Origin of the sequence: Melghirimyces profundicolus (assembly GCF_003054245.1) — a bacterium.
GTDB classification, from domain to species: domain Bacteria; phylum Bacillota; class Bacilli; order Thermoactinomycetales; family DSM-45169; genus Melghirimyces; species Melghirimyces profundicolus.
Genome location: NZ_QBKR01000004.1, coordinates 156,434 through 172,324 on the forward strand (window position 1 = coordinate 156,434; position 15,891 = coordinate 172,324).

Consider the following 15,891-nt stretch of genomic DNA (forward strand, 5'->3'; position numbering starts at 1 on the left):
GAACCGGAAAGGCGTTGCGGGGTTTCTTTCGGAGCCTTTATTCTTTGTCTCTTGCTCCCTTTATTTGATGAATCTCATGCTCATAGGCATGTTCTCTCAACCATTCTTTCAGCTCGTTCCACCGATGCTCATTCAGATTGACGGTTAACGAGACTTCCAACCGGACGGATTGATTGAACAACTTCACCAGGAGTTTGATCGCTTCCAGGAGGAGAAGGGCTCCAAACAAAGCGGGGTAAAACGACTCCACATAAAAACTGACCGCGATCAACACTGCCCCGGACAACAGGAAGAGCCCAAATCTGTTTTTCATCGAGAGCTGGCGCATCACTCCACCCCCATCCTAGCGATTCAGCCAAAGAACCATCCAGTCTTCGTCCACATACCGATCCGGCAGTTTCAGGGCTTTTTCTTCCCGTCCGTACACTTCAAAGCCCATGGATTGATACAGTCCGATCGCGGGACGGTTGTCAGCCGCGACGGTGATATGGACCTGTTCCAGCCCCGGCCGGCTGCGGACCCTGTTCAACAACGATTCCAACAACGCCTTTCCGATGCCCCGTCCCCGGACTTCCGGGGTCGTGTACATCCCCCAAACCAGCCCCTTGTGACGGGTTTTCGCTCCCCGGTTCCGGAAAAAGCCCACGGTCCCGACCAGCCGTTCCCGGTCGAAGGCCCCCAGGACGAACCGATCGTCCGTCTTTGCCAGCCGCTCCCCGATCTCATGAAGAGGGCGTTTCTTCTCATCCTCATGGGAAGCCCCGAAGGCTTCCGGATGTTCCCGCAACATCCGGAGCCGGCATTCCCGGTAGATTTTCGCATCCTCAGGTGACAACAACCGGATTTCCATCCCGTTTCCCCCTTTAACCGGTTTGACTCTCCTCCATCCCCTGTTGCAGCCGGTACATCTTGTGATAGAGACCCTGATGGGCCAAGAGCTCCTGATGGGTCCCCCGCTCCAGGATCTCGCCCCGGTGGAGCACCAGAATCAAGTCCGCATCCTGCACCGTGGACAGGCGATGGGCGATGGCGATCGTGGTCCGCCCCTTCCGCATCCGGGAGAGCGCTTCCTGAATCTTCTCCTCCGTCTCCGTATCGACGTGGGCCGTCGCCTCATCCAACACCAGGATGCGGGGGTTCAGGGCCATGGTGCGGGCAAAGGAGAGAAGCTGCCGCTGACCGCTGGAAAAGGTGGCCCCCCGTTCCCCGACCGGTTCCCGGTACCCTTTGGGCAGTTTTTCGATGAAGCTGTCCGCTTGGACAAACCGGGCCGCCTCCCGGATCTCCGCATCCGTCAGGTCCGGATGGTGAAACCGGATGTTGTCCTCCACCGTCCCCACAAACAGGAACGGATCCTGCAACACCAGTCCCATCTTCCTCCTCAATTCATCGTCCCGATACCTCTCGAGAGGAACCCCATCGATGGTGATCCTCCCCTTCTTCAGGGGATAAAAGCGCATCAACAGGTTGATGATGGAGGTTTTTCCGCTCCCGGTATGGCCGACGAGGGCCACGGTCTGACCGGGTTCGGCGGTAAAGGAAATGTTTTTCAGCACATCGGTCTTCCCGTCATAGGAGAAGGTGACGTTGTCGAAAACGATGCGACCCCGGGTGATCTCCGGATTTCCCGATCCTTCCCGGGCAGGCGCCAGACGCTCCTCGTCCAGCAGTTCAAACACCCGGGAGGCGGAAACGAGGGATTGCTGGAGAAAAGAGAGTTGCTGCATCATCTGGTTGACCGGCTCGAACATCCGGTCCAGAAGGTTGATAAAAGCATAGAGCACCCCGATCTGAACGGCACTTTCCTCCATGCCGATGCCAAAAAAAGTGAGAACGGCCATGATCGTCAGAAGATAAATCAGGTCGACGGCGGGCCGGAGAAGCAGTCCGTTCAACCGGGTGGTTTGCATGTTGGCAAGATAATGCTCCCGGTTGGTCACCCCGAATTCCCGCTTCAGGCGTCCTTCCTGGCGGAGGGCCTGGATCACGTTCATTCCCTGGATCGATTCCGAAAGCTTGGCGTTCAATTCGCTGAGCTTTCGCCGCACCTCTCTGTAAGCCCGATGGCTGAGACGCCGATAAACCACCATGAGTCCGCAGATCAGGGGAAGGAGCACGAGGCAATAGGCCGCCAGCTCCACATTCAGCAGAAACAGGGCGACAAAAACCCCCAGGATCAGGACAAGATTCTGAACGAAGGTGGAGAGGACGCTGACAAAAAGCTCCTTCACCGCCTCGGTGTCGTTGGTGATCCGGGACACCAAGGCCCCGCCTGGCATCCGGTCGAAAAAGGAAAGACCCAGGTGCTGGACTTTTCCGAATACGTCGACCCGCAACTGCTGAATCACGCGGAGAGCGATTCGGTGAAAGGTGAACTGCTGGAAATACTGCATCACCACTCCTGCCAAGAGGAGACCCAGATAAGCGCCCCCCAGGAAAACCAGGGGTTTCGCGGGAAATATCCCCGGGGTGAGATAATCATCGATGAAGATCTTGGCCAACAGCGGACCCGCCACTTCCGCTCCGGTCGCCAGCAATAACAGGATAAAAGCACAGATCAGAGTCTTACGATGAGGTTTGAGGTAACCGAGCAACCGCCTCATCACCATCGGCCCCACCTCCTTTTTCGATGAGGGACTCCAGATACTGACGCCGAACCATCCAGGCGTACCACCCCTCTTGCTCCAACAACTCCCGGTGGGTCCCCCGTTCGATAACGGCTCCGTCCTCCAGTACGAGGATTTCGTCGGCATGCTCGATCCCCGACAGCCGGTGTGCGGCGATCAAGGTCGTTTTTCCGGCCCGTTCTTTTCGCAAAGATTCAAGGATCTTCTCCTCGGTTTTGGCATCGACAGCGGACAGGGAATCATCCAAGATCAGAATTTCCGGATCCAACAACAGGGCACGGGCGATGGAAAGACGCTGTTTCTGACCGCCGGAGAGGGTGACGCCACGCTCCCCGACAAGGGTGTCATATCCTTCTTCCAACCGGAGGATGTCCTCATGGACCCGGGCGAGACGGGCCACGCGCTCGATTTCCCCGTCAGTGGCTTCCGGCCGGCCGAAAGCGATGTTCTCCCGGATCGTCGCGGAAAAGAGGAAATGATCCTGGGGAACGTAGCCGATCGCCGACCTTAAAGCCGACAGGGTGTACTCTTCCACGGGAATCCCCCCGATGGAAACGGAACCCGGGGGACCTTCCACTTCCCGGAGCAGCAACCGGAACAGCGTCGTCTTCCCGCTGCCGGTCTTACCCACGACACCCAAAGTGGCTCCCTGCGGCACGGTCACTTGAACCCGGTGGAGGGCCGGCGTTTCCGCCTCCGGATAGGTAAAGCGGGAAAGGTTAAAGCGGATTTCCCCCGAAGCCGGCCGGGTGACAGCCCCCTCCCGGTCGGAGATGTCCGGTTCCACGTTCAACAGGGATCGGATGCGGTCGTAGGAGGCACGCCCCCGCTGCATGATGTTGGTCAGAAACCCGAAGGCCAGCATCGGCCAGATCAGCTGGCCGAGATAGAGGGTGAACTGGGTCAATTGCCCGATCGTCATCTCCCCGTTCGTGACATACACCGCCCCGAAGGCGACGGTCAGAAAAAAGGAGACCCCTACGATCAGGGAGATGGTGGGACCGAACAGGGCATCGATCCGGGCCACGGAGATGTTCTTCTCCACCACGTCAAGAGACAACCGATGAAAGGATCGCTTCTCCGCTTCTTCCCGGCCGAAAGCTTTCACCACCCGCACTCCGGAGATGTTCTCCTGCACCTTGTTGTTAATGTCGGAAAAAGCAGCCTGGGCCTTCAGAAACCGCTCGTGCATCCATTTTCCGTACCGGCCGACCGCCCAGGCCATGAACGGCATCGGGACCAAGGCGATCAGGGTGAGTTTCCAGCTGATGAAAACGGCCATGGACAGGACCACCAATCCCCCGAGCACCAGCGAATCCACAAAGGTGAGAACTCCTTCCCCCGCCGTCACCCGGACCGCCTGAACGTCGTTGGTGGCGTGGGCCATCAGGTCACCCGTGCGCCGGCGGTTAAAAAAACGGGGAGACATGCGGGTAAAGTGGGCGTACAGCTCCCCTCTGAGCTGTTGCCCCAAGCGGAAAGCGGCGCCAAACAGAAGAATCCGCCAGAAATAACGCAATATATACATGGTTATGCCGGCCACGGCCAACAGGGTCAGCCACTTCAGCAGAAAGCCCGTGGTCAACTTCTCCCCCTCGATGGCATCCACCACCAACCGGACGACATAAGGAGGGAAAATCTCCAGGAGCGCCACCACCAGCAAGACCCCCACACCGAGGATGTAACTCTTCTTTTCCTGTTTGAAAAACCACCAGAGGTCCCGAAAAATGCGCATATGCGTTCCCCTTCTGTCCTAAAATCGGCTAAAAAAATACGCCCGCCGGCAGTGCAGCTCCCGGGCGGGACGGAGCCGTTCGGAACAAATACCGGATACAAAAAGTGCCATTCCATATCCATTATAGCACGCTGTATAAGCCCGGCGCAGTTGTTTCAGACAAACAAAAAAGGGGCGGACGACTGCCCGCCCCGTCGAAATCGACAGGTGAAGCGTTGGATCCCAAACGGTAAAAACGAATAAAAGTGCAAAAAGCAGGGGTGGTCATGCCCGGGCCTGGCGGGGTAGCGCTCCCTCCAGTCCGAGCAGGAATTCCTTGATTTCAAGGCCTCCCCCATAGCCAACGAGGGATCCGTTGGAGCCCACCACCCGATGGCAGGGAACAATGATCGAAACCGGGTTCCGGTTGTTAGCGCCGCCGACGGCCCGCACCGCTTTGGGTGCCCCCATCGCCTGAGCCACATCTTTATAGGAGCGGACCTCCCCGTAGGGAATGGTTTGGAGCTGTTGCCAAACCAGCTTTTGAAATGCGGTTCCATAAAGGTCCACAGGCACATCGAACCGGCGGCGATTCCCTTCGAAGTATTCGTTGAGTTGCTGGGCAACGGATCGGAGTTCCAAGTCGTTCCGCTCCAACTGGATGGAGCCGAGCCACTCCTTAGCCCATCGTTCCAGGAACAGGGGGGCCTGTGCCCCTTTCGCGAAGTCAAGTCTGCAAAGCCCCTTTCCTGTCATGGCCAGCGTAATGGGACCGACCGGGCTGTCCGTTTCACTCCACACGAGGACTCGTGAAGCTGAGACCATAATACCTCTAAGCCTCCCTGTACGTTCTGTGATTCGCCGTTTCTTCCCCACGGCATTCATCCAGGGCCTTTTCGATTTCCTCCTTCACTTTCTGATCCCGTTCTGTTTTCCCGGCGAGGCTCAATGCATCCGCTGCTTCCGGTCCGCCGATCCTTCCCAGGGCCCAAGCCGCCGTCCCTCTGATCACGGGGCGGGGATCTTCTTTCAAAAGGCGGATCAAATCCGGAACCGCGGTCCGGTCCCGAAACCGCCCGAGGGCGATGATGGCGTTTCTCTGAATCGGTTTTTTCCCTCTCCAGGACCCCGCCATCGAACCGAAGCGCTCGCGGAACTCCCGGTTGCTCAGTTGAAGCAGGGGTTTCAAAAGGGGTCGTACCTTTTCGGGATCCGGTGTAAATTCCTCGTGGTGCGTGAAGTTTTTCTTCCGGTTGTAGGGGCAGACCGCCTGGCAGGTCTCAAAACCGTAGAGGTATCCTCCCAACAGATCCCGGTACTCCGGGGCAAGGAACCCCTTGGTCTGGGTCAGGTAGGCCAGACAAGCCCGGGAGTTGAGTTGCCCGGGAGCAACCAGGGCCCCGGTGGGACAGGCATCCAGACAGGCGGTGCAATCGCCGCAGGCTTCGGTCACCGGCTGGTCCGGCGGAAGGTGGACATCGGTGATCATCTCGCCGAGATACACCCAGGAGCCGAACTCCGGCGTGATGATCGAGGTATTTTTACCGCTCCACCCGATCCCGGCCCGTTCAGCCACGGCCCGATCCGAAAGAGCGCCGGTGTCCACCATCACGGTCGCCGCCGCCCCGGGAACCAGTTCCAGCAGCTTGGCTTTCAATCCTTCCAGTTTCCGCTTCAGCACATTGTGATAATCTTCTCCCCAAGATGCCCGGCAAAACACCCCCCTGTATGCTCCGGGTTTGGAAACGGGCGGCTGTTCCATCTTGGTGGGATAAGCGAGGGCGATGGCAATGATGGATCGGGCTTCGGGAAGAATTTTCCGCGGGTCGGTCCGCTTATCCAGGTCCGGTTCCTCAAAACCCGACTCAAACCCGGCTTCCCGATGGCGCTTCAACCGTTCTTTCAACTCGGTGAAAGGTTCCGCCGACGCGAATCCGATTTTGTCGATTTTCAGCCGTTTGGCCTCCATCTGCAACGCTTTTTTGATCTCGGCCGCCTCCATTTTCATCGCCCCGCCCTCCTTTCTCTCACAGGTTTGGTTTACTTCCATGATAACACGGAAACACAACAACCGCCCGGTTCATGACCGGATTATTGTTATTGTTATTTTATAACGGTTACGAGTCGAACAGACCGCTTTTATATGCGGTCAACCCTTGGGAATGGCGCCCCGGGCCAGTTCGTCGCAACGGTTGTTCAGCTCGACGTCGCTGTGGCCTTTCACTTTGATGAATTCCACGTCGTGTTTCCGAACTTCCTTTAACAGTTCTTGCCACAAATCCTTGTTTTCCACAGGTTCCTTCCGGCTGTTGACCCAGCCCCGCCTTTCCCAGTTGAGATACCACTTCTGTTTGAAGCAGTTGGCCAGATAGGCGCTGTCGGTATAGAGCTTGACCTTGCAGGGTTGCTTCAACCGCCGGAGGGCTTCAAGGGCGGCAGTCAACTCCATCCGGTTGTTGGTCGTTTTCTTTTCCCCGCCGGTGAGTTCCTTCCGCCGGTCCCCGTAAATCAAAAGAGCCCCCCACCCCCCCGGGCCGGGGTTGCCCGAACAGGCGCCGTCGGTGTAGATCGTAACCTCTTTCAAACCCCTCTCCTCCTCACAGAACCCTCAAGGTCCGCAACCGGTTGACAGCCGCCGCCACTTCATGCTTCCGCGGCAGGGCCAGGTCCCCCGGATGTTGTCCTTTGAAAGGTGAAATCACATCCAAACCCTTTTGCCCGATCTCTGCGTAAATCGCCTCGATCAACTCCCTCAGCGTCTTCCCGCCGTCCGCCTTCTTCCCGATCAGGCGCATCATTTCGGCGATCGCCCGGGTCTGACTGACATCGACCAGCTGCTCCACGCCGGAGAGGTCCACCACCGTCGATCCGAACTGGATCGACCGGAGCCCTTTGGCGTCCACCTTTTCCTTTTTGCCTTTCCTTGGATCGAATCCTTTTCCGAGAACTTTGCGCGGGGTCACTTCACCGAACTCCTCACCGCCTTCCCGGCTCCGGTCGTTGGTTTGGATCCGGGCCACTTCTTTCGCTTCCCGGGTCACCTCATAAGGCAGATATTCATCCATCATGATGACCGTGTCCGCCACATCGAAGTAGTCGCCGGAACCACCGAGGACCAAGATGCTGGAGGTCCCTTTCTCTTCATAAAGCTGCCGCACCTTGTCGATGAAGGGGGTGATGGGTTCTTTCCCTTTGGCCACCAATTTCTGCATCCGACCGTCCCGGATCATGAAGTTGGTGGCGCTGGTGTCCTCGTCAATCAGGAGACAGGAGGCGCCCATCTCCAGGCTTTCCACGATGTTGGTCGCCTGGGAGGTGCTCCCGCTGGCGTCTTCGGTGGAAAAACGGACCGTATCCCGTCCGAAAGGAAGGTTGTTGATGAAAGGGGAAATGTTCACCTTTTCCACCCGACGCCCGTCTTCGGCCCGGACTTTGACTGCTTCGGCATCGGTGATCACATATTCCCGGCCATCCCCGGCGATGTGGTCGTAAACCCCCCGCTCCAGGGCGTTCAGAAGGGTGCTTTTTCCGTGGTATCCACCCCCGACGATCAAAGTGATCCCGTCACGGATGGCCATTCCCCGGATGGGGCTTCCGTGAGGGACCTTCACCGAAACCTCCAACGATTCCGGCGCCCGGAACTCCACCACGTTCTCTCCTTTGAGGGGACGATCGCTGATGCCGCTCTCCCTGGGAAGAACGGCGCTGTTGGCGATAAAGGCGATCCAGCCTTTTTCCTTCAGATATTGACGGATGGCCCGCTGGTTGTCGACCAGCTTCATCCGCTCTTCCACCCCTTCCCGGTCGATGGAGTCGGCCGGAGTGGCCTCCATGACCAGCCTCGGCAAGTAGTCGCAGAGCATCTCTTCCGCTTTCCGGCCGAGGACCCGGCGTCCCTGGGCGGGAAGACCCACAGTGACCCGCACCTCCACATAATCCCGGGTCACCACCGCCGCCGTGCGGGGCAGGATTTCCTGTCCGGGGCGGTCCACTCCGATCAGGCCGCTTTTGCCCGTCCCTTTGGCCCGGAAGGAGTAGCGGGCGGCCTTCTCCGCCCAAACCCGGGCGATCCAGTCTTCCAGGGCCACTTTCCGGTGAGGTTGTGTGAACCACTCTTCGGGGATCTTCGCTTCGCTCTGGGGCATCCGCACCCGAATGCGGGAAGGGGCTGCAAAGGGGTCCCCCTGAACGTAGTCGATCATCAGTTGAAAATGGGGAAAGCGGTATTCCCCCTGAAGGTCCTTGTACGCCTTATAACCTTTTCCGTCGATTCGGGATAATGTCTGTTTCAACCGTTTCAAATCCATACCTCCTCTGGTTCGGGAGCCGTGTTTCCTTATTTATTTCCCGTTCCTTCCAACCCTAACAGGTGTATGGGTTCACCATCGATGGAGTCGATCGTTGTCAGCCACGGCGACCTGTTGGCCATCCGGCAAGGAAATCATGTTTGTCCGTGGCAAGGGTCGCTTCACTCCGGCTCTCTTTGCAGCAGGACACCGCTTCCTGCAACCGTCAACCACGACCGCAGGGTTTGAGGTCCAGCGTTGCGGGGGAATGACATCCCCCGGCAGGGGTGGATCACCCATCCATAAGACAGGAAAAGGGAAGTCGGAAGCGAGATCGGAACGATTGCCGTATCTTTCAGAATAACGCCTTCCGGGACACGGGGTCAAATTTCCGCTGTCCGTTTCCGCTGTCCATTTCCGCCGGCGAGAACTTCCCGGTAGGCGTCCCGGATCGCCTGGAAGTCCTCCCATGCGTCCCTCTTTCCGGCAGGGTTCCGTAGAAGATAAGCCGGGTGGAAGGTGGGCATCATCCGAATTCCTTTCCGTTCGATCCAGCGGCCCCGGATCCGGGTGATCCGCGCCCGGGGATCGATCAAGGCCCGGGTCGGGGCCGATCCCAGGGTCACGATCAGCCGGGGACGAATGGCGAGAAACTGTTCCCGGAGAATGGTGATACAAGTGTTCATTTCCTCCTCATGGGGCGTCCGGTTCCCCGGGGGGCGGCACTTGACAATATTGGTGATAAACACTTCCTCCCTGGGAATTTCCGCTGCTTCCAGCATCCGGGTCAACAATTGTCCCGCCCGACCGACAAAGGGGCGACCCTGCCGGTCTTCGTCAGCCCCCGGCCCTTCCCCCACAAACATGAGCGGTGATCGGGGGTTTCCTTCCCCCAGCACGATCCGGGTGCGCCCCCGGTGAAGGGGACAGCGGGTGCAATCAGCATGGCGTCTATGTACGGATTCCAGATCCAATCCGGTTCCCCTCCCTCTCTTTTTCCTTATTATTGCATACAAAAAAGCGGTCCTTCCATGGGTATCCGTCTTTTATTTCTGTTTATATTCATGATATAATGGATTGATAAACTTGCTGATTTTATATTCAGGTATCCAATCCGGATTTTAACATGTTGTTCAACCGAACTTCATAGTGTTCCGGTATGGTAGTGTTGTGTGGACAGACAAAAGGAGTGATTCCATTTGTCCATTTTGAAATATCCTCTCTTTGTTTCCGATATTGACGGAACTCTGGTCAACCAAATGAAAGAAATCCCTGAAGCCAATAAAAAAACCATCTCCACTTTCCGTCACCAGGGAGGGCTCTTTACCCTGGCCACGGGACGGAGTTACATGGAAGCGAAACGGTTCATTGAAGAGATGGACGTCCGGCTGCCCGTCATCCTCTGCAATGGCGGTGTGATCTACGATCCAGCCACGGACCGGTTGCAACCGACGGCTGCGATCGAGCGAAGCATGGTTTTTGATGCTCTTGCGGACCTGGAAAAGTTGACGGACATTCTGGATATCTTCATCTACACCACGGACAAGGTATACGCCACCGGGATCAGCCCCCAAACCCAAGCCCAAATCGAAACCGGGGAATTTCCCCTGGAACTGGTGGGAAGCTACCATCATCTTCCGGAAGTTCCTTGGATCAAAATGGTCGTGGTGGCGGAACCGCAACACATGCCCCAGTTGCACGCCTGGACCGAAACGGTGGACTATCCCTTGGAATTCGTCCAGTCTTCGGAAAATTACTTTGAAATTCTCCCCCAAAACGTGTCCAAAGGAAACGCCGTCCGCCAATTGGCGGAACGCTTCGATTTGCATCCCGGCCAATGCGCCGCGATCGGAGATCATTTGAATGATCTTTCCATGGTGGAAATGGCCGGCGACTCCGCCGCTGTTGCCAATGCTCACCCCAAACTGATTCAGGCGGCCCGCCGGATCGTCCCCAGCAACGAGGCGGCCGGTGTCGCCCACTTCGTCCGCCATCACCTCCTGGCGCCCGTTTCCCAGGCACAAAGCCAGTGAGAGATGACTTGACCCGTTGATTCCACTCCGGTGGGCCAACGGGTTTTTCCTTTCGTGGCACTCCTCTTCCCGGCGGGGGCGTGATACAGTAGACAAAAAGAGAAGAGGAGGTTTCACATGATCCAGCAACGACTGCGTGACCACGGCTTTCCCGTGGGACGGCTGCCCACGGGAAGCCGGAACTGCATCACCGATGTGGCGGATGTGCGGGTGGGTCACATCACATTGCGGGAACCGGACAAAGGAATCTGCACCGGAGTGACGGCCATCCTCCCCCATGGAGGAAATCCCTTTCGGGTAAAGTCGACGGCCGCTTCCCATGTCATCAACGGATTCGGTAAAACGACGGGACTGGTGCAGGTGGAGGAGCTCGGAACGCTGGAGTCCCCCCTCCTCCTCACCAACACCTTCGGTGTCCCGGCGGCCACGGAAGGTGCCCTGCGCTGGCTGATGGAGCGGGACCCATCCATCGGGGATTCGGCAGGATCCGTCAACGTGGTAACGGCAGAGTGCAACGACGGATGGCTGAACGATTTGCGCGGTCTTCACGTTCGCCCCGGGCACGCCTTCCGGGCGATCGAATGCGCCCGGGGGGACCGGCGGTCGGAAGAAGGGTCGATCGGTGCCGGGACGGGAATGATTTGTTTCGGATGGAAGGGTGGGATCGGAACCTCTTCCCGGCGGATCACCACCGAACGGGGGGTCGGTCACATTGGGGTTCTCACCCTCACCAACTTCGGCCGCCCCGAGGACCTTACCATCCTCGGGGTTCCGATGGACCGAATCGCTCCTGAAACCATGGAATCTCCTCCGGACGGTTCCGTCATCATCGTCCTGGCAACGGACCTTCCGATGGACGCCCGTCAGCTGAAGCGGGTGGCACGGCGCTCCGCCTTCGGACTGGCCCGGACCGGCTCCTTCGCTTATCACGGGAGCGGAGACATCGTCATCGCCTTCAGCAACGCCCGCCTCCAGCCCCACGTTCCGGATGATTCCATCCTGTCGGCCGGACATCTGGCTGAAGACGGACCGCTGATCTCCCGATGCTTCCGGGCGGCGGCGGAGGCCACGGAAGAAGCCGTCTACAACTCCCTGTTCCAGACAGAGACGATCACCGGCCGGCAGGGAAGATCCATCCCCATCCTGCCTCCATCCGCCGTGCTTGAACGCCTGAAAGAAGCCGGCCTCCTTGGACGGGATGTATGAAAAACGCCTTCCCGCGGGAGGATACAGACCTAAAGGAGGGTCCCGAATGGCCGGCTTGATCGTCAAACTCCTCATTTATCCTTCGGTTCTGTTGGTGTCCGATTGGTTCTTCGCCGATCTGTATTATCCGTCTGTGTTTCACCCCCTGATCACGGGGGTGGTGCTGGCGCTGGCCGCTCACTTCATGGAAGTGGCGATGCTGCGTCCGGGAAACTTCTGGGCAAGCAATCTGACGGACTTCGCCGCAGCCGCTGTCATCATCTATCTCAGCGCACGGATCTTGCCCGGAGCCCGGGTGACCCTCATCGGCGCTCTGCTCACCGCGTTTTTTCTGGCCGTGACCGAATATTTCCAACACCTGTGGCTTTTGAGATCCGGTAAAACGGAAAAAGCGGTATAAAAAACCGGCTCTCTCTGAGAGAGCCGGTTTTTGTTCAACAAAGTTGGTCGGGGCGACAGGATTTGAACCTGCGACCCCCTGCTCCCAAAGCAGGTGCTCTACCAAGCTGAGCCACGCCCCGTAAACGTTGGTGCGGTGAAGCCTGCAACCCAAATGCAAGCGGCAGTGGTCAAGCACTTCAGTCGAGATTCAGCACCGCAATCTTCATTATAAAACAGCAAGGGTTGAACTCTCAAGTCCAATTTTGTGGCAATTCCAGTCCTTCGTCGTTCACATTTCCCGCCCACTGGTTTCCGGAGGAATCTTCCTCCCAAACAACTCCCCTTCCGGCATTCGCTCCATAGATTGCCGCTGATGGAATTCCCAACGGAACGCCCCCGGATCTCAATTCCACAACCTCCCGCTCCCCGAATCCCATTCCCATGGAGGAGTTTGAACAGGAAGAATTACTGAAGGGGGTTGGCTCCCATGGGCTTCCAGATGCTGTTCGGATCCCTGGGACTGATCCTGACCGGAGTCACCCTTGCCGGCTGGCACCCCTTCCATTTCAACGCCTCTTCTATGATGATACTCTTTTACCTGGCGTTTCTCTCCGCGGCGGGATTCGTCCTGTGGAACAACGTGATGAAATACAATCCCGTCGGGAAAGTCTCCATGTTCCTGTTCACCATCCCGGTGTTCGGGGTGATGCTCTCCGGACTGTTGCTGGGTGAATCCCTTCACCTGTTCATTCTGCTGGGCCTCACTCTGGTGGCCGGCGGGATCTTGATCGTCAACCGGGAACCCGAAAAATCCAGTCGGGAAAAGCACCCGGCGGCGGTATTTGTTCGGGAAACCCGTCCATAAACCAAACGGATTGGTTATTCGACGGATCCCGCTTCTCCCCCCTCCTCCTGTGAAGGAAGGGGGAGTTTTTCGGAATCAGCAGGGGAATCTTCATCACTGTCCGGTTGAGCACTTTTTTTCTCCACCGTGACCGGATCCTCCCCGTCCAACACTCCGATCCGGTGCTCTCCCACCTCCATGGAGAAGAGCGCTTCCTCCTCATCGGGAGGAGGAGAACCGGGATCTTCCGGCTCATCGGTCGGATCCTCTTCTTCCGGAGGAGCCGGGGGATCGTCGGGAGAAGGCTTCGATTCCCTTCCGTCATCAGGGACCCGATCTTCTCCTCGAGGGAAAGTTCTGCCATCGGGGATTCTGGGTGCCGGATCGGGATTGGCCGCCATCTGTCGATCCCCTTTACCCGACTGAGCATCCTCCGCGTGTTTCGGGGACGATGTCGACTTTTCTTTTTTCCCACGGTCTTTCCCTTTCGTTTTCTCCGAGGGTTCGGAGCTCAGCACCACTTTACTCCCGGGTTGGGAAAAATCCCGGCTCCGGGCTTCCTCGGTGATCACCGCCCGGTCCGGATTCCCTTCGGGTTTGCCGTCGACCAGCATGACCCCGTCTCCTTTCCGGGAAACGGTGAAAGAACCGATATACTCCGGTTGGTTTCCTTCATAGGACCACAGACGGTATTCCCGGCCGGTGGACAGGCGTTTCAGATGGACGGCGGACAACACCGTTTTCCACTCTTTTCCCCGAAAGAAATGAACCGTGGCCCGAGCATCGTTCTTCCCTTCCAGCAACATCGATTCGTCGGGTGTACCCAGGCGGGGCACACTTTCCTTGTATACGACAGTAGAGGAAGCCTGGGTTGTTTTCCCCGCTGAATACAACCAGATGAGAAACGAAGTTCCCGCCAAGATCAGGGCCAGCAGAACCGCCACGTAAGGGAACAGACCGGCCCCCCTCCGGCGGTCTCGGTGGAAAGGAGCGGGGAGGCCGGAAAGAAGCTTTTTTTTCACCTCGGGAGGAGGCGGCTCCTCTTTCGGGAGATGCAACAACGCCTCGGTGATCCGGCGGGCGTCCCCCACTTTCCTCTGACACCAGGAACAGCCTTCCAAATGCTCCTCATACCGCTCCTGATCTTCGGGATCCAAGGCGTCCATCACGTAAAACTCCGCCAGGGAATGGATGTTATCCCCGCTCCGCTTCTCCAACTTGACCCCTCCTTCCGAAGTTCCTCCTCAGTTTTAAAAAGGCGGAATGCGTACGCAAGGTCACGGTTGGAATCGGCTCATCCAGCTCCCCGGCGGCCTGTTTTCGGGTCATTTTGCGGAAATACAGGAGATCCAGGATCTCCCGTTGTTTCTTCGGCAACCGATCCACGGCCTCCCGCACCCGTTCCCCCGATACCGGCAAAGTCAAACGGACCGCTTCGGGCGGCCTTTCGGGGTCTCCTTCGTTATTTTGATCGGCCAGAACCCGGCACATCTTCAACAGCCAAGTCCTCACCTGGTGACTCTCCTGTCGGTATATCCAGGCATGCTCCCATGCGCTTCGGAACACATCCACGGTCATCCGGCCCGCCGTTTCCCGGGATCCGGTCAAACGAAGAGCCAGACCGTACACCTTTTTGGCGTGACGGTCATACAACTCCTCAAGGGCCGCACGGTCACCCCTGGCCATGCGCCGGATCATCACCAGATCGCTTTCCATCTCCTCCATCTTTTTCCCTCCTCCGGTTTTTTCGGGGAGTTTTTTGCCTGTTTTTCAGTATCTCTGTTATTTTTCGTCAGATGGAAGTCAAATCCTTTCTCCCGGGTGTAAAATTTTTCGTTTTTCACTCGAATCGGAATTCGATTTAGACAGATCGGCGATGGGATGCTGTAAGAGATAGATACCCATGGAAAGAAAAATGAACGAGGCAACAGGACTCTCACCGAAGAGTCTCATCGTCCCATTTTTCAAGGGATTTCCGCCGTTCCATTGGTCTCACGCCCCGGTCCTTTCAACGACAGCTTATCGAAAGAGGCCGACCCGTGAAGGGTCAAAATGTCGAATTTATCCAAGATCCTGAGAACGGGATCTGGTAACATGAAAAGGAAAATAAGCAAAGGAGATTCCCATGATTCAACGTATCGAAACGGTCGCCGTCTACGTTGACGATCAGCAAAAGGCCAAAGCTTTTTGGACGGAAAAAAGCAGGTTTCATCGTTCATCGCGAAGACGAGATGGCCCCTGGTGCCTACTGGCTTGAAGTGGGTCCCGAAAACGCTTCGAACCGCCTTGTCCTTTACCCCAAGAAAATGATGGAAGGGTCAGAGAACATGAAAGTCTCAATTGAGTTCCTTCCCTTCAAATCCGCTAGTTTATTCCCACTTTTCAATATATGCTGTATTTGGGAATTGACAAAGCATGTAGGTTCTTTTTTCAATATTGAACATTACAGGGAAAGGGTTGTATTAATTCCGATTTTTGCCTTACGAGCTTAACTGATCGTATGGGATTCTCAACGAGATACCCCTCTTCATACAGCCAGATACGATTTTTACGAATCATACGCGGACAACCCCGTCCGACTCCTCGTCCATGTGTCCAAACGAAAGAAGCCCCGAACGCCGTCATATCAGCGCTCGGAGCTTTCGAATTTGGTACCGAAGGTGGGACTCGAACCCACACCCCCGAAGGGACACGATTTTGAGTCGTGCGCGTCTGCCAATTCCGCCACTTCGGCACAACGGATTTATTTGAGTCACCTCAACGGCGACATCTAATATTATATGACGGGCACTGCCGTCTG

15 protein-coding genes, 2 tRNA genes and 1 pseudogene are annotated in these 15,891 nt (G+C 57.1%); 5 read left to right on the forward strand and 13 right to left on the reverse strand.

What is annotated here, in order from left to right:
* Positions 1 to 37: 37 nt before the first annotated feature.
* The 9 genes from C8P63_RS04490 to C8P63_RS04530 form a co-directional block, all read right to left on the reverse strand.
* Complete coding sequence (locus tag C8P63_RS04490; protein ID WP_146172107.1) at positions 38 to 331, reverse strand: hypothetical protein; 294 nt, start codon at positions 329 to 331, stop codon at positions 38 to 40.
* A 12-nt stretch (positions 332 to 343) separates the two neighbouring features.
* On the reverse strand, positions 344 to 850 hold the full coding sequence (locus tag C8P63_RS04495) for a GNAT family N-acetyltransferase (protein WP_108022136.1): 507 nt from the start codon (positions 848 to 850) through the stop codon (positions 344 to 346).
* Positions 851 to 863: 13 nt separating this feature from the next.
* Positions 864 to 2,609, reverse strand: a complete 1,746-nt coding sequence (locus C8P63_RS04500) for an ABC transporter ATP-binding protein (RefSeq protein ID WP_108022137.1) — start codon at positions 2,607 to 2,609, stop codon at positions 864 to 866.
* Entirely contained in the window at positions 2,566 to 4,362 is a 1,797-nt protein-coding gene (locus C8P63_RS04505; RefSeq protein WP_108022138.1) for an ABC transporter ATP-binding protein, read from the reverse strand. The genes C8P63_RS04500 and C8P63_RS04505 overlap by 44 nt, the downstream gene beginning before the upstream one ends.
* 264 nt (positions 4,363 to 4,626) lie before the next feature.
* Positions 4,627 to 5,166 (reverse strand): methylated-DNA--[protein]-cysteine S-methyltransferase, encoded by a 540-nt coding sequence (locus C8P63_RS04510; protein ID WP_108022139.1) that lies wholly within the window; start codon positions 5,164 to 5,166, stop codon positions 4,627 to 4,629.
* A 7-nt stretch (positions 5,167 to 5,173) separates the two neighbouring features.
* On the reverse strand, positions 5,174 to 6,343 hold the full coding sequence (gene queG, locus C8P63_RS04515) for a tRNA epoxyqueuosine(34) reductase QueG (RefSeq protein ID WP_108022207.1): 1,170 nt from the start codon (positions 6,341 to 6,343) through the stop codon (positions 5,174 to 5,176).
* Positions 6,344 to 6,490: 147 nt separating this feature from the next.
* Positions 6,491 to 6,925: a ribonuclease HI gene (gene rnhA / locus C8P63_RS04520; protein WP_108022140.1), complete on the reverse strand. Its 435-nt coding sequence runs from the start codon at positions 6,923 to 6,925 to the stop codon at positions 6,491 to 6,493.
* Between the two features lie 13 nt (positions 6,926 to 6,938).
* Positions 6,939 to 8,648 (reverse strand): ABC-ATPase domain-containing protein, encoded by a 1,710-nt coding sequence (locus tag C8P63_RS04525; RefSeq protein ID WP_245920684.1) that lies wholly within the window; start codon positions 8,646 to 8,648, stop codon positions 6,939 to 6,941.
* A gap of 362 nt (positions 8,649 to 9,010) precedes the next feature.
* Positions 9,011 to 9,601 carry a uracil-DNA glycosylase gene (locus C8P63_RS04530; protein WP_108022142.1) on the reverse strand — a complete coding sequence of 197 codons (591 nt, stop codon included), beginning with the start codon at positions 9,599 to 9,601 and terminating at the stop codon, positions 9,011 to 9,013.
* A gap of 225 nt (positions 9,602 to 9,826) precedes the next feature.
* On the opposite strand from C8P63_RS04530, the gene C8P63_RS04535 reads away from it, so the two are divergent.
* The 3 genes from C8P63_RS04535 to C8P63_RS04545 all read left to right on the forward strand — a co-directional run bounded on the left by C8P63_RS04535 (position 9,827) and on the right by C8P63_RS04545 (position 12,266).
* Positions 9,827 to 10,660 carry a Cof-type HAD-IIB family hydrolase gene (locus C8P63_RS04535; RefSeq protein ID WP_108022143.1) on the forward strand — a complete coding sequence of 278 codons (834 nt, stop codon included), beginning with the start codon at positions 9,827 to 9,829 and terminating at the stop codon, positions 10,658 to 10,660.
* A 117-nt stretch (positions 10,661 to 10,777) separates the two neighbouring features.
* Positions 10,778 to 11,866, forward strand: a complete 1,089-nt coding sequence (locus C8P63_RS04540) for a DmpA family aminopeptidase (protein WP_108022144.1) — start codon at positions 10,778 to 10,780, stop codon at positions 11,864 to 11,866.
* Between the two features lie 46 nt (positions 11,867 to 11,912).
* Positions 11,913 to 12,266 carry a hypothetical protein gene (locus C8P63_RS04545; RefSeq protein ID WP_170109500.1) on the forward strand — a complete coding sequence of 118 codons (354 nt, stop codon included), beginning with the start codon at positions 11,913 to 11,915 and terminating at the stop codon, positions 12,264 to 12,266.
* Between the two features lie 44 nt (positions 12,267 to 12,310).
* On the opposite strand, the gene C8P63_RS04550 is transcribed toward C8P63_RS04545, so the two are convergent.
* Positions 12,311 to 12,387, reverse strand: a tRNA-Pro gene (locus tag C8P63_RS04550).
* Between the two features lie 347 nt (positions 12,388 to 12,734).
* Here C8P63_RS04550 and C8P63_RS04555 point away from each other — a divergent pair.
* Positions 12,735 to 13,112: an EamA family transporter gene (locus tag C8P63_RS04555; RefSeq protein WP_108022146.1), complete on the forward strand. Its 378-nt coding sequence runs from the start codon at positions 12,735 to 12,737 to the stop codon at positions 13,110 to 13,112.
* 14 nt (positions 13,113 to 13,126) lie between these two features.
* Here C8P63_RS04555 and C8P63_RS04560 read toward each other — a convergent pair whose 3' ends face one another.
* Together C8P63_RS04560 and C8P63_RS04565 are read right to left on the reverse strand one after the other, a co-directional pair.
* Complete coding sequence (locus C8P63_RS04560; RefSeq protein ID WP_108022147.1) at positions 13,127 to 14,308, reverse strand: zf-HC2 domain-containing protein; 1,182 nt, start codon at positions 14,306 to 14,308, stop codon at positions 13,127 to 13,129.
* Entirely contained in the window at positions 14,286 to 14,816 is a 531-nt protein-coding gene (locus C8P63_RS04565) for an RNA polymerase sigma factor (protein ID WP_108022148.1), read from the reverse strand. Before C8P63_RS04565 ends, C8P63_RS04560 begins: the two co-directional genes overlap by 23 nt.
* Positions 14,817 to 15,216: 400 nt before the next feature.
* On the opposite strand from C8P63_RS04565, the pseudogene C8P63_RS19465 reads away from it, so the two are divergent.
* Positions 15,217 to 15,439 (forward strand): annotated as a pseudogene (locus C8P63_RS19465) (VOC family protein); the annotation flags it as partial.
* Positions 15,440 to 15,740: 301 nt separating this feature from the next.
* Here C8P63_RS19465 and C8P63_RS04570 read toward each other — a convergent pair.
* Positions 15,741 to 15,825: transfer RNA gene (locus tag C8P63_RS04570), tRNA-Leu, on the reverse strand.
* Positions 15,826 to 15,891: the final 66 nt, after the last annotated feature.